The organism is Priestia aryabhattai (assembly GCF_023715685.1).
GTDB classification, from domain to species: Bacteria; Bacillota; Bacilli; order Bacillales; family Bacillaceae_H; genus Priestia; species Priestia aryabhattai_B.
The window spans coordinates 746,333-760,670 of record NZ_JAMBOQ010000003.1 but is presented as its reverse complement, the minus strand read 5'-3'; the positions used below and the strand labels follow the sequence as shown (position 1 = coordinate 760,670).

The window sequence follows — 14,338 nt, the reverse complement described above, 5'->3', positions numbered from 1 at the left end:
GAATTAGCCTTGCAGTGTTTTTAAATCATGATCATTCAATTGGAATGCTTGCTTAATTTTGTCTTCCAAGTTTTTTGTTACTCTTCGCTTCCCCACTTCAACCAGTGCGATTAAAGAAAAACTGCAGTTCACTGCTTGAGCGAAGTTTCGCTGATTCATATTGTAGTTTTTCCGAATGTTTTTTACCATTTCTTTATCCATTTACAATCACTCCGCATAACTCAATATACTTTTTTCTACTCAAGTTCAAGTCACATGTTCATCTAGCTGCCGACAGAGCGTGAGAAATTGCTGCTGTTCTTCTTCTTTATAACATGCAAACAGTTTTTCAACCTCTTGCTGCATGTCTTTATTAGCAACTTGAATCACTTGTTTTCCTTTGTTTGTAAGCTCAATCATAACTTTACGCCGATCTCTTTTTGAATGGTAGCGCTCCACAAGGTCGAGTTCATACAAACGTGTAATCGATGCTGTAATAACGCTTGGACTCGCCTTCATCTCGTCTGCCACTTTTGTGACAGGTATTGTATGTGAGCGTTCAACAATCAGTAAAATATGATATTGAAAAGGGGTAATTGCGTAATGCTGTAAAAGGCATTTTACATTTGTCATTACTTTTTTGTTTAAAGATACTAAAATTCTTTGAATTTCTTTACCAAATATCAATGGATCCATCCACTTTACCGCCCCTTTCTCTCCAACATGCTTTATGATAAACTTTAGATTTCTATAGCTCCTTATGAATTTATACTTTTTGGAGCTGGAAGCATACGAATATCTTCCTGCTGAGCTTCTGATTTCTTTTCTTCGACTACTTTATCCTTACGTACGTCACGAAGGAAAAAGCTTAAAATTAAGCCGCTAACAGAAATCGCTGTTGCCCAGTAGAAGGCATCGTTAATACCTTGAATCGTACCTTGCTGTGTCATTTTTCCAGATAAGATCGTCAGCGCTTGCTGCTGAGCTTGATCTTGTGATAAATGCAAAGTAGCGGCCACTTTTTGGACAAATAAATGAAAGCTATTCATAAAGAATGGATCTGACGTATTCATGGAGCTGCTGATTTCATTTACGTGATACGTTGTACGGTTAGTAAAAATAGTTGTCATTAAACTAATACCAATTGAACCACTTACTTGACGAAGCGTATTAGACATCGACGTCCCGTGACTGCTTAGTCGCTGTGGAAGCTGATTTAAACCGGCTGTCATAATTGGCATCATTAAAAGTGACATACCAAACGAACGGATAATATAAATGCCTAAAATATGATTAAACGGTGTATCCATCGTCAGCTTCGTAAATTCAAACGTTGAAATAGATGTAATGAGCATACCAACGATTGCTAGCGGACGAGGTCCTACTTTATCAAACAATGTACCTGAAATTGGCGACATAACCAGCATAACAAGTGCTCCAGGAAGCAACAGCAGTCCTGAATCAAAAGCAGAATAGCCGCGGATGTTTTGCAAGTAAATCGGAAGCAAGAACATACCTGCGTACATACTGATCGTAATCGCAATACTAATAATATTTGATAATGAAAAAATATTATATTTAAATACGCGCATATCCAATAGCGGCTTTTCAGATTTAATTTGCTGAAGAACAAATATAATTAAAAGCACTGCCCCGCCAATGATTGTGGAAAGAACAACTGAATCCGTCCAGCCGTCATTTCCAGCTTCACTAAATCCGTAAAGCAATAATCCCATACCTGCAAGTGATGTCACAACAGAAGGCATGTGAACTTTTACATCTTTTGGAGGCTGAATGTCTTTTAATTGAAAGAAAGCAATGATTAATACAATGGCACCTAATGGCACCATGCCGTTAAAAAGGATGTGCCAGTCATAGTTTTGAATAACCCATCCAGATAATGTTGGACCAATAGCCGGTGCGAACATCATGGCTAAACCAAAAATCCCCATCCCTTTCCCTCGCATGTGAGGAGGGAAAATAAACACAATAATGGTCATAACAAGAGGCGATAAGACACCTCCACCAATAGCTTGAATTAAACGGCCGGTAAGCATAATTGGAAATGTAGGTGCAATTCCGCAGATCAATGATCCTACTGTAAAACAAAACATTGCAAATAAGAACAAGCGACGCACGCCAAATCGTTCAATTAAAAAAGCAGAAAGCGGAATTAACGCCCCGTTCACAAGCATGTATCCCGTTAACAACCACTGAGCTGTATTTGCCGTTACGCCAAACTCAGTAATCAAATGCGGAATGGCTACGTTTAGTAATGTTTGGTTTAATATCGCAAGAAACAAACCAAGCATTAAAACAATTAATAACGGAATATGCTTTTTGATGGATCCATCACTTGTGTTCTCTATACTGGCTGTCATCATATTTCCTCCCTTCTTGAACTGTTGTAGTAACGATTAGTCTTTCGAAATTTTTACTTCAGCGTTCATTCCTGGTAGCACATGCTCTGAATAATTAGAAATAGAGATTTTTACAGGAACCGTTTGAGATACTTTTGTGTAGTTTCCATCTGAGCTTGAGTTCGATGTTAAAGATGAAAGTGAATTAGTTGCATATCCAACTTCTTCAACTTTACCGTCAATTTTTGTACTGCTGTCTCCGTCTACGGTTACATCTACATCGTCGCCTTCTTTAATATCCTTAAGCTGATCTTCTTTGATATTCGCTACGATAAATAGATCTTTCATATCTACTTCGGTTGCAATTTGCTGTCCAGCTTGAACCATTTGATTTTCTTTTACATTTGTTTGAATAATCTTTCCGTCTGCTGGTACTATTGCAGCTACAGATCCTTTTTCAGCTTGAATCTTAGCAATTTCAGCATCTTTTGAGACATCATTTCCTTCTTCCACTGTCCAGCTTGCTACCTTACCTGCTGCAGGTGCAACTACGTTGTATACATCTCCAGATACTTTAGCGTTATCAGTTGTAATATAGTTCGATTTTTGAACGTAATAATATCCTCCCCCAATTAATAAAGCTAAAATAACGATGATTCCAATAAAATTTGTTACCATTAAGCGACTTCTAGACATTCATTACTCCTCCTTAATATTTCAATAACGAAACTACTTTTTTATATAGCTTTTTCACAAAGATATTATCCCCATCTATTAGGAGGAAACGTATCTTTATGATCATCTATTTGGTTAACCACCTAAATAACTTTATCATAAAGATATTTTTTCGTAAAGATATTAATTTAAAAATAATAATGGTGGTTAAAGATAATCATTGCCATCCTTTACAATTGTTTCATTTTATTTTAGAGTTAGTTTATATATGTCCGTAGTGTACAAGGAGATGGAAGCTAGCATGGATAACAATTTAGAGTCAAAAATTGAACACCTTTATCAAATTAACACATCTTTTTTTCAATATATACGACATTTAGTCGAAGAAACATTAAAAACACAGCCTTATCATTTAACACCCACTAAATTTTATATCTTAAACTACATTGCCAGCGGCACAAAGTATATGGTAGCAGATATTTCAAATAAACTTCACTTAACCTCGGGCGCTACAACTAGCTTATTAAACCAGTTGGAAGAAGAATCTCTCATTCAGCGCGTGCGAGACGAAAAAGACCGGAGAGTCGTGTGGGTTTCATTGACCAATGAATCAAAGAAACTTGTTTCGATGATTACAGAGAAACGAAATGGATTTTTAAAAGATATGCTAGCAGCTCTAACTGTAGAAGAACAAGAAGAATATTTTCGATTGTTAAATAAAATGGATGCCTTTTTAAATGATAAGTACGGATTTTCATATTAAAATATCCAAAAGAGCCCCGCTTTGAATTGAAGCGGAGCTCTTTGCTATTTTAGAAAGCAGAACTCATTAACGTAGCTGCTTTGTCTGGAAAATCAATAAATGGATTTCGGTTGCCTTGCAATTCAAAAATTGCTGCATTGCGATGCTTTTCATAAAGTGAAACAGTAAATTCTTTATGCCATTTTAGTAAAAGAGGAAGATCTACTCGTGAAGAGTCAATTTTATTATGATAGCGAATTAAAAAATAAAGGGTAGCCCGAGCGACAATTCCCTTTCCATATTCAGGTTCAAACTTACCTTTTTCTGCTTTTCCGCACCCTTCTTTCACGTCTGATTGCTTTACTTCCGGCTTATAATCCGGGAAGTCAACATATGAAGAATTACCTCTTCGGCTGTTACAAGAAGGTTCACAAGCAAATAAATGATGCAAGTCGCCTCTCATAGGCTCTTGTTTTCCAAACCAAGATTGTGGGACAACGTGCTCACAGTTTAGCAGTATATCATTGCTTGAAAGAGATGAGTTAGTAAGCGACTGAAGTTTATCAATATCTTGCTGTATGGTTTCTAAAGGATCCATACCTTTCCCTGAATATAGACTCTTCAGCTCCCCATTCTCCTGTAAATCCACCCATGGATATACATATTTATGCGGCGAATAACTTAGCAAATGCTGATGCGTTTCCGTTAACAAAGTTTGCATGGCTTCTCTTTCAAAGAGAGTGCCTTGATAATAAAGATTTTTACTCTCTTCATCTGTCTTTTCATCATAATAGCTTCGATTGTTTACGTATTGGTGATAAAGGGATTTTGCCTGCTGCTTTTCCACCATTAACATATCCAAACTACTTCTCATCCCATCACCTCTGAAGTCATTTGACGTTGAACTTCACGCAACAGCTTTTCAACAATGGTCAAGTGCACAAACCCGTTTCCTACTTCTCTTGGTGATTCATTTAATGGAAGTGTTCTTCTGATTAACTGTGCATAAAGCTCTGGTTCTGTAAGTTCTCTTCCAAACGTTTCATTTGAAAGAACTTTTATCAATGCTACGGCTCCTGCTACGTGAGGTGTTGCCATAGAGGTTCCGCTCAGTGCGGCATACTTTCCATTCAAGTAAGTTGATACGATCTTTTCGCCGGGGGCCACTACGTCCACTTCGTTGTTCGAGTTGGAAAATACCGAAGAACGTTTCTCTAAATCAACAGCTCCTACGCTAATAACTTCATTATATGAGCCTGGGTACGCAAACTCATCTGTGGAGCCTTCTCCATCTCCTTCATTTCCCGCTGCGCACACAACTAAAATATTCTGATCAACAGCATCCTGAATAGCTTCATGTAGCTCAGGCACATTCGCCGGACCTCCAAGCGACATCGAAATGATATCCACTTTTTGCTGGATGGCATAGTTAATACCTTGAATAATCCACTCGTATTGACCTGAACCATCCCCATCAAGTACTTTCAGGATAAGTAAATTCACTTCCGGAGCCACTCCTATAACACCCGTTCCATTATGCGCTGCTGCAATTGTACCTGCTACGTGAGTACCATGACCATTATAATCTTGATAAATATCTGGATTTTGTTGATCATCGTGTGTAAAATTTCTTCCTCCAATAATTCTTTCCTGCAAATCTGGATGTGTAACGTCACAGCCAGTATCCAAGACCGCTACGGTTATTCCCTGCCCCTTTGTTTGCTTCCATACTTCCTCTGCTCCAATTAGAGCCACTCCTTCTGGGACTTCATTAAATTGATTCAATTGTTCAACTACTTGAAATGGGATAATGCGCACTTTGTTCTTCATTCAGATTCCCCCTGCAGGATTAAATGGAAGCTAGTTCATGGTGGGATCACTTTTAATCGCTTATTTTTGGAGCTTACTCATCGAGGTTTGTTGCTTCTAAATCTATTATAACACAAAAACAGAACACATGTTTGCTTTTTTAATAAATTTTTTACAAATAAACAAAAAGCAGAGCCGGAATTTCCACCTCTGCTTTCTTTTATTGTTGGTTTTTAGAAGGATCAGGCACGGCACATTGACCATCTGCACAAAAGGCATCATCTGCACCTTCTGGAGACAGCCTCTTCAAAGCCGGAGTCGGATTTTCTTCTTCCCACACTTGTTGGAGAGCTCCTACAAATGTTTCGACTGGCTGTGCACCTGAAATAGCATATTTTTGATTGATAACAAAATACGGAACACCGCTAATGCCATATTGCTGAGCCATTGATTCATCACCGCGCACTTCATTTGCATATGCATTTTTATCCGCGAGAATTTGACATGCTTGTTCTCTATCAAGACCTGCATCTTCAGCAAGAGCAATCAACGTCTCTTCTTCACCCAAATGCTTTGATTCAGTAAAGTATGCATAAAGAAGCTTTTCTGTAATGTCTGCTTCTTTTCCTTGAGCTTTTGCAAATTTAGCTAAACGATGAGCATCGAATGTATTAGTTGGCTTCATATCGTCAAAATTAAAGGATAATCCCACACCAGCTGCCTGCTGTCCAATTCCTTCATTTGCTTGTTTCGCTTGTTCAATCGTCATTCCATATTTAGCAGCAAGAGCTTCATTAATCGTTTTACCTGTATTAACTGAAGCATTTGGATCTAGCTCGAAGCTTTTAAATTCAACTTGCACGTCATCTTTGTGTGCAAATTGCTGGAGCGCTTGCTCTAATCGACGCTTTCCAATATAACAAAAAGGACAGACAAAATCTGACCAAACTTCTATCTTCATCGTGACACCTCTTCAATTCAAGATAATTCTTATCGTAGCATACCTTTAAGAAAATTCCATCATAACTTGCTCAAACAAAGCAAAAACACCGCGTTGATTTACATACTAAGTGTATTAAATCAACACGGTGTTTTTATCTCACTTATTTTAAATTCATTGCTTTTATAAGAGCATCATGTAAATAAGTATTTTCATATACTCCAGTAAATCTTTCTGAGCCGGCACCCATTGCATTTAAAGGAACGTCTGATGACGTATGCTCTTCAGTTGTCCAATCCGCAACGAACTGCTCTTTTGAATGAGCTATTGCAAATGGCCCGTCTTCTTTTGATGCTTGATCTCCACCGTTATCTTTATTATCTACTTTTTCAAGTGCTAAGCCTCCCGTTGCATGGTCCGCTGTTACTAATACGAGAGTGTCCGGGTGTGTTTTAGCATACGCTTTTGCCATCTTCACCGTATCATCAAGCTGCTTACCTGCTTTAATCATGAGTTCAGCATTATTATTATGAGCCATTTCATCAATGGCTTCCTCTTCTACTACAAGAAAGAATCCTTTTTTATTTTGTGATAGCGTATTGATTGCTTTTTTTGTCATGTCTTTTAGAGATACTTGAGGATTGTACACGTCACCTTGGCTTTCAGGAGCTTGTTGAAACATTTCTTCATTAGCAAACAGACCAAGCAGTTTCGTTCCTTTAGCATATTTTAATTCATTTTTATTATCAACGTACGTATATCCAAGTTTTTGTGCTTTGTTTACTAAATTTCCTTGCGTTCCTTTGCTTCCTTCTGTTTTATCTTCTGGCGGGCTATCTGAGTGTGCACCTTCATTTCCTTTTGGGTACCAATAATCTTCTCCACCACCTAGAATAACATCTACTTTACTGTTTTCAAGATACTGCTTCGCGATGTCACTTTGAGCACTTCGGTCTTTAACATGTGCACCAAAAGCTGCTGGAGTTGCGTCTGTTACTTGACTTGTTGTCACAAGCCCCGTAGTTTTCCCAGCTAATTTTGCTTTTTCTAAAACTGTTTGGACAGGCTTTCCTTTCATATTTACGCTAATCGCACCATTATAGCTTTTAACTCCTGAAGCCATGGCTGTAGCCGCTGCAGCGGAATCCGTAACGAATGAATTTCCTGAAGATGTATGGACTCTGCCTACTGAAGGCATATCATCCATTGCTAACTTTCCATTTGCTCCTACAGACGCTAGTCGAATCGCATCACGGTGATCAGTACCCATGCCGTCTCCAACAAAAAGAATAACATTTTTGGCTTTTTGGTTATTTACGCCTTTAGCTGCTTTAGCATCCGTTGGTGAATTTGTTCCAAATGCTAGCGCTGCTACAGTTACCGCTGATAATACTGCCGCTCCAATTACACGTTTTTTCATTTTTTACACCCTTTACTGTTTATTATTGACATAACTTAACTGTACACGCAGTCTGTTAAATCAACTTAAATAAAAAGTTAAAGGTGTGTAAAGATATATAAACTTCCATTTACAATTCACAAAAGAGACTTTTCTCTTAGCTAATTAATACTTGGCGGAACTTCAAGCCAGCCTTTTTTGATCATAATTTCTGTTGCTTCGCTTGCATATTGAAACGCATCTTTTCCTATCAGCATCATTTTAGCCACAATATCTCTCCTAAAGCTAAATGCTGCTCCGAATGCCTGACTTCCAATACTAAAATTACTTAGTAAAATATCGCATGTTAGCATCAAACGATCAGAAAAAGCAGGGGTCTCAGAAGTCGTTATACTTCCTGTTGAGGCAACAGAAGGTGAAATGTCGTCTTGTATAATTATTTCTTCTAGACGCGTAATAATTTTTTTACTGAGCTCTTTCCCTTTCAAAAAATGCTTTTTGACTTCAGTATCTTTAGCCGTTTGAGAAAAAGCCTTCATTAACTTCATCCCAACAATGTTTGTTTCGACCCCGTGATAAAGCTGAGCTAGCTCCATCGTATTTAATACTCTTTTATCCGCAAATACATTTAAGCCGCTCAAATATTTTCTATCAGAAACAAACTCAACGGTGGTTGGCATTGGAATATAGGGTGGGCGTGATAAAATCCCTTTTTTCAGTAAGTACTGCGTACAGGAATCGTAACAATCTTGAGTGATTTTTGTTAAATCTTGATAAAATTTCACCACATCTTCTCTGTAGGCCTTGCCTAAACTTAAGGTATACATCCCCATACTAATTTCTTTAATGACACGTAGAAACATGATATCAAATCCGTTGGTAAATAACTTTGGAGCTTGTACGTTTACGTCTTGAGATGAAAGCCCCGTTGGCACTACGGCTCCTTCTTTCTCAAATATTGTTTTTATCTTTCGTATGTATATAATAAGCTGCTCACGCAAGTCTGTCATAATTGTTTTAGCATCCTCATCATCCGCATGTTCAATCATATAATCCAACAAGCAAATGATTAACGTTTTCTGCTGGTATGTCATCCACAGCTTCCAATTTCACTTGAGGTAATACTAGGTTTTTCAGGCACTGTTACTTCCCTCCGCTTCTTCAGCTTTGTTGAGTGCTTTTATCGCTCAAAAGAGAACATACTCATTGTACGTTTACTTATAATTATGCTATCCAACATTCTTTTTTTTATTTAACTCTTTATCAAACGGCTTTTGGGGCCACAAAAAACAGCTCTGATTACAGAACTGTTTCTTACGTTTAATTTATATAGTTAAGATCCTAATTAATACGAAAAGGCTCATTTTTCAGTAGATCGTCGCTACAATAAAAATTAATTGAACAGAGAATTTGTATTCTCCAAATTGGGTGGGGACAGTGAAAATTTCTCTTTTAATATTGTCCATTTTCTTTTAGCTGTTACTCCAATGAAATTAAGCTGTATATCCTCATCTACTTCTATCGCCAGCTCTTTAAATATGTCTTTATTACAGATGAGGTATACAGGTACACTGTGGACAATTACAGCATCCGTATCAAAACTAAAAGCTAACTGATTCACCTTTACCCCTTTTTTCGTTTAAAGATTGTCACGAAAAACTTTTACTTTGTCCATAAATTTTTTCACACGGTCAACATCCACATGGTTTTCAAATTTACCGTCGTATTTAAATGTTGTACCTACAACTGCCCCATCAGCAATAGATAACTGTTCTTTGAAATTAGTGAAATTAACTCCTGTATTAACAAGTAGAATTGTATTGGGAACAGCCTCCTTTACGCGCATTAATAACTGCACGTCCGTCTTGGCCCCTGCTGTTAAGCCAGATACACATAGTGCATCTGGTCTATTGTTAAATACCGTAGATGCAGCAATACTTTCAATTTCCCGCTCAGCCAAATACGCAGCAGATTCAGGAACAACATTATATAATAATTTAACGTTTTGTGCCCCAATTCGATGCTGATGTCTAATTGTTTCTCCAACGTTGGTATTCCAAGTACCAAAATCACTTGCATATACGCCTGTAAAAATTTCTCTAACAAATTTAGCCCCTGTAGCAGCCGCTAAATCCAAAGATTTCTTAGCATCCCACAATACATTTACCCCGAAGGGCACTTTAATTTCCGACATCAATTCACCTATAATTCGGGCCATCGCAGCTACAGTTTCCGTTTTAACATCCGTTAAATAGGGCATGCTAAACTCATTTGAAAACATAATGGCATCCACTCCGCCTTCTTGAAGAGCATGCAAATCCTTTCTTGCCATTTCTACTACATAGTCCATGCCTTTTTCATTATTAAAATATGGATCTCCCGGCAACGGTAACAAGTGACACATAGCAATAATAGCTTTTTCTGTTCCAAGTATTTCTTTTAACCACGTCATATACATTGCCCCCTTATTCTACAAATACTATATTTCAAGTCAACTAGTAAACCTCCTTCCAAAATAATTAGAAGGAGGCAATTTTTAAATAAAAATATCAAATAATAAAACGCCTCCAAAAGCAATAAACGAGAGCAGTGTTTCTAGTACCGTCCACGTTTTAAACGTCTCTTTTACTGTTAAACCAAGATATTCTTTTACTAGCCAAAAACCTGCATCATTTACATGAGAGAACATTAGTGATCCTGCTCCTGTCGCAATAACCAGCAGTTCCAGATTAACTCCAGACATATGCACAATGATTGGTGAAACAATGCCGGCAGCTGTTGTTAATGCAACGGTTGCTGATCCTGTAGCAATACGAATTAATCCTGCTACCATAAATGCTAAGACAATAGGAGAAAGCGATAATTGCTCAGACATTTGAGCAATTGATGTACCTACACCGCTATCAATTAAAATTTGTTTAAATCCCCCTCCAGCTCCAATAATTAAAATAATAGATCCGACCGGAAGTAAAGACTCTTCCACTAATTTTTTAATCACATTTTTCTTCATTCCCTGACGCATGCCCAAAAGATAAAATGCGGCAAAGCAAGAAATTAAAAGTGCGATGACAGGACTGCCGATAAACACAAAAAATTTAGTTAAAAAGCTAGAAAGCGGTATATACGGAGCCATAACAGATAACACCATTAATAACACAGGTAATAAGATGATGAAAAACGAAATACCTGTTTTAGGTAATTTTTCAGATGAAGTGCTGACACGAATTAATTCAGGTTCCCCTTCAGGAATCACACGTTTATGCACCCATTTTGCGAATACGGGACCTGCTACTATTGCTGCTGGAAGAGCAATAACCAATGAATAGAGCAAAACTCTTCCTAAGTCTGCATTATATATTCCAATGGCTGTCATCGCTCCCGGGTGGGGGGGCACAAGACCGTGTACAATCGATAGTCCTGCAATTACAGGTAGTGCAATTAATAGAATATTTTGTCTTGTTGTTTTATGAATAGAAATTACTAACGGCAGTAAAATAACAATTCCGACTTCAAAAAAAACCGGAATGCCTATTATAAAACCAGCAAAGAGCATCGCCCATGGCAACTTTTTGATTCCAAAAAACCTAATAAAAAACTCCGCGACCTGCATGCCAGCACCTGAGTCTGACATCATTTTTCCTAAAATCGTTCCAAGCGCCAAGATTCCAACAAGGTGACCTAAAACACTGCCCACTCCTGTTTCATAAGCTCCCACAATTTTGTCCATCGAAAGCCCCGACATAATAGCCAGAAATAAACTGGCAACGGTTAAGCTGATAAAAGCATGCCACTTCCACCAAGAGACTCCTAATACAACAATAACAATTGCTAGGCATGTCACAAGCAATAGATACATATCCATACTAAATTCCTCTTTTCCCCCATTTAGTAAACGCTCTCATTTTTAAGGCGAAAAGAATATGTATTCTTCTCGCACTTCTTAAATATCGTAATTCACAATGTATTGCTGCATCTCTGTATTATAATAGCCCTCACTGTATTCGATGATATTTCCTTCTTCATCATATGAATACCGTGATCTTTTTAATAGCGCTTCTCCGGCCCGCATATTTAGTCTTTCTCCTACATAAGAATCAGCTTTTGCAACAGCAAACTGATCTCGAAATTTCTCCAATGCAATATCCTGTTCTTCGATCAAATCGTATAATGACTGTGCATTTAAGTGCGTTAATTCTATCCCTTCCATACGTTGCACGGTTAAATAATGCGTGTAATGAATATAAGGTTCATTATCTAAATAGTAAAGACGTTCTATTCGAATGCATTGCTCACCGAACAGCGTATATAAAGTTGTTTCTGGTGCATTTTCAATTGTCTCTGCCCCAAGCAGCTTTTTTTGAATGATATGCCCTTTTTCCACCAACACTTCGGTAAAGCGTTTTCCTTTTGACAGCCTTGAAATGGATGTATTTCGAATAACTTTTGTTCCTTTACCACTTTTTGTTTCTAAATATCCATCTTTCACAAGTTCTTTGATAGCATTTCGAACCGTAATTTTACTTACTTGAAATTCTTCTTCCAGCTGCGGTTCAGAAGGAATATTTGTTTGAATGGGATACACGCCATGCAAAATTCGATCTTTTAAGATATTTTTTATTTGTAAATACAGGGGTCCTTTTTTTCGAGATACGTTCACTATTACATCCTCTACCTTTCTACATCGCCTACTGATTCTGTCATCGCTTTTTGTATATCATATTGGGATGACATAGGAGTATCGCCTACGATTGTATGAGCAAGCATTCCCGCTGTTACAGCGAATGCAACGGTTTTTTCTGCTGAAAAGCTCTCCAGTTCACCATATAAAATGCCGCTTGTATAGGCATCTCCTGCGCCTATTCTATCATAGACAGAAAAAGTAATCGTATCAGAAAATGTAAATGTATGATTTTTATATATAAAACCGCATAAAGAGTGCTTATTGTCCTGATTAATAGCTCGGTGCGTGCCGGCTACGACAGAAAGACCGTATTTCTTTGCTACTTTTGGAATTAGTTTCATCAGCTGCTCTCTTCTGCTTGTTTCTTCTGTTTTCATCTTAAGAATGTGCATAGCATCTTGTTCATTCATCATTACGATATCTGCAAGGTACAGCATATCTTCATAATGAGGTTTTGCGTTTTCATACCCTCCATCCCCCCATAGAGACGGACGGTAGTTACAGTCAAATACGACCGTACCACCGCGTTCTTTTACCGCTTTGGCAAATGATTTCATATGGGACCGGACGGAATCATTCATTGCCAGGGAGATTCCACAAAAATGCACCACATCTACTTTCTCTGCAATATTCTCAAAATCATATATATCTTCAGGAGCTCTGTTGAAGCTGCTTTCTAAACGGTTGGTATATGTAACTCGGCTAGACCGGGACCCAAATCCATTTTCTAAAAAATATATACCGACATGTTTTCCGCTGCGTTTAATAAATGACTGTGAAATACCTAACTTTTTAAGATAAGATACAGCGGCATCTCCCACAGCATTATCGGGTAGAGCAGAAATCAAATATCCCGTATACCCGAAGTTAGCTAATCCCGCCGCTACATTTACCCCTGTACCAGAAAACGAATAGCTTAATGTATGAGCCTGAGAAAGCAATTCATATCCTGGTACTTGTAAACGCATCATTACCTCTCCAAATGCTGCAAAACTCTTAGCCATGCTGATCAACTAACTTTTTCATCTTTTCAAGTAACTCACGTACATCATCTACTTTTGTCTTTCCTGTTTCTTGGTCAATGATTGACGAATAGACATGCGGAATAATCTTTGGAACGTCCGCTTCCAAAGCAATACGCAAAATTGTTTCAAAGTTTTCTTTATCAATTCCGCCAGTTGGCTCTAGAGCGAATCCTTCTTCGCCGCAAGCGTGTGCTACAGCTCGGAATTCCTCTTCATGGTTCAACCCTTTCATAGGAAAATACTTGAGCGCGTTGCCTCCCATGTCACGCACTAGTGCAATAGCTGTTTTTACCGGTACAATAGCTTGTTCACTATGTGCTGCACTAACTGGGCCAGTCGAAATATTTACGTAGCCGACTTTTCCGGTGGGGGATACTAAACTATTAATCCAGCTATCCTTTTCACCTAGATTAGCACGTGTTGCTCCAACAGCGGGAAATACTTGATTAATATGACTGCCAGCATAGTTCTTTGCAATTTCTGCTACTACAGCTGCCTGACGATTGTCTCCAGCGCCTAAACCGATTGATACTGCTTCATCAATTTCCTTTCCGTATTCTTTCATTGCTTTTACTGCTTCTTCGACAGTAGAATAATCCTTGGATAACACGCCTACTAATACATGCCCTTCTGCAGCCTCAAATACTTCTTTGGCATTTTCGATACTGTTTGCTAATACGTTTAATGTTGCACGCTCTTTATAAAAACGTTTTGTAATGTTTGACATG

16 protein-coding genes are annotated in these 14,338 nt (G+C 38.0%); 1 reads left to right on the top strand and 15 read right to left on the bottom strand.

Annotated elements, in window-relative coordinates; genetic code table 11:
* Positions 1-3 precede the first annotated feature (3 nt).
* From M3225_RS16965 to M3225_RS16950, 4 genes are all read right to left on the bottom strand, one after another.
* Entirely contained in the window at positions 4-201 is a 198-nt protein-coding gene (locus tag M3225_RS16965; protein ID WP_251395576.1) for a helix-turn-helix domain-containing protein, read from the bottom strand.
* Between the two features lie 45 nt (positions 202-246).
* A complete protein-coding gene (locus M3225_RS16960; RefSeq protein ID WP_251395574.1) occupies positions 247-675 on the bottom strand; it encodes a MarR family winged helix-turn-helix transcriptional regulator in 429 nt (142 codons plus the stop codon).
* Between the two features lie 62 nt (positions 676-737).
* On the bottom strand, positions 738-2,363 hold the full coding sequence (locus tag M3225_RS16955) for a DHA2 family efflux MFS transporter permease subunit (RefSeq protein ID WP_251395572.1): 1,626 nt from the start codon (positions 2,361-2,363) through the stop codon (positions 738-740).
* Between the two features lie 33 nt (positions 2,364-2,396).
* Positions 2,397-3,035 (bottom strand): HlyD family efflux transporter periplasmic adaptor subunit, encoded by a 639-nt coding sequence (locus M3225_RS16950; protein ID WP_251395570.1) that lies wholly within the window; start codon positions 3,033-3,035, stop codon positions 2,397-2,399.
* Between the two features lie 280 nt (positions 3,036-3,315).
* Here M3225_RS16950 and M3225_RS16945 point away from each other — a divergent pair, with 280 nt between their 5' ends.
* On the top strand, positions 3,316-3,777 hold the full coding sequence (locus M3225_RS16945) for a MarR family winged helix-turn-helix transcriptional regulator (RefSeq protein ID WP_251395568.1): 462 nt from the start codon (positions 3,316-3,318) through the stop codon (positions 3,775-3,777).
* 49 nt (positions 3,778-3,826) lie between these two features.
* Here M3225_RS16945 and M3225_RS16940 read toward each other — a convergent pair whose 3' ends face one another.
* From M3225_RS16940 to dagF, 11 genes are all read right to left on the bottom strand, one after another.
* On the bottom strand, positions 3,827-4,630 hold the full coding sequence (locus tag M3225_RS16940) for an endonuclease I family protein (protein WP_251395566.1): 804 nt from the start codon (positions 4,628-4,630) through the stop codon (positions 3,827-3,829).
* Positions 4,627-5,586 carry a S8 family peptidase gene (locus M3225_RS16935; protein ID WP_251395564.1) on the bottom strand — a complete coding sequence of 320 codons (960 nt, stop codon included), beginning with the start codon at positions 5,584-5,586 and terminating at the stop codon, positions 4,627-4,629. Before M3225_RS16935 ends, M3225_RS16940 begins: the two co-directional genes overlap by 4 nt.
* A 199-nt stretch (positions 5,587-5,785) precedes the next feature.
* On the bottom strand, positions 5,786-6,526 hold the full coding sequence (locus tag M3225_RS16930; RefSeq protein WP_251395561.1) for a DsbA family oxidoreductase: 741 nt from the start codon (positions 6,524-6,526) through the stop codon (positions 5,786-5,788).
* A gap of 142 nt (positions 6,527-6,668) precedes the next feature.
* On the bottom strand, positions 6,669-7,925 hold the full coding sequence (locus M3225_RS16925; protein WP_251395559.1) for an alkaline phosphatase: 1,257 nt from the start codon (positions 7,923-7,925) through the stop codon (positions 6,669-6,671).
* Positions 7,926-8,065: 140 nt separating this feature from the next.
* Positions 8,066-8,998, bottom strand: a complete 933-nt coding sequence (locus M3225_RS16920; RefSeq protein ID WP_251395557.1) for a DUF3231 family protein — start codon at positions 8,996-8,998, stop codon at positions 8,066-8,068.
* Positions 8,999-9,297: 299 nt separating this feature from the next.
* Positions 9,298-9,525 carry an HAD family phosphatase gene (locus tag M3225_RS16915; RefSeq protein WP_251395555.1) on the bottom strand — a complete coding sequence of 76 codons (228 nt, stop codon included), beginning with the start codon at positions 9,523-9,525 and terminating at the stop codon, positions 9,298-9,300.
* Between the two features lie 18 nt (positions 9,526-9,543).
* Positions 9,544-10,356, bottom strand: coding sequence for a BtpA/SgcQ family protein (locus M3225_RS16910; RefSeq protein ID WP_013056219.1), 813 nt, complete (start codon positions 10,354-10,356; stop codon positions 9,544-9,546).
* Between the two features lie 84 nt (positions 10,357-10,440).
* A complete protein-coding gene (locus tag M3225_RS16905) occupies positions 10,441-11,766 on the bottom strand; it encodes a GntP family permease (protein ID WP_116073220.1) in 1,326 nt (441 codons plus the stop codon).
* 78 nt (positions 11,767-11,844) lie between these two features.
* On the bottom strand, positions 11,845-12,561 hold the full coding sequence (locus M3225_RS16900) for a GntR family transcriptional regulator (RefSeq protein ID WP_116073222.1): 717 nt from the start codon (positions 12,559-12,561) through the stop codon (positions 11,845-11,847).
* An 11-nt stretch (positions 12,562-12,572) separates the two neighbouring features.
* Complete coding sequence (locus M3225_RS16895) at positions 12,573-13,589, bottom strand: sugar kinase (RefSeq protein WP_251395553.1); 1,017 nt, start codon at positions 13,587-13,589, stop codon at positions 12,573-12,575.
* On the bottom strand, positions 13,582-14,337 hold the full coding sequence (dagF, locus tag M3225_RS16890) for a 2-dehydro-3-deoxy-phosphogluconate aldolase (RefSeq protein ID WP_251395551.1): 756 nt from the start codon (positions 14,335-14,337) through the stop codon (positions 13,582-13,584). The genes M3225_RS16895 and dagF overlap by 8 nt, the downstream gene beginning before the upstream one ends.
* Position 14,338 lies beyond the last annotated feature (1 nt).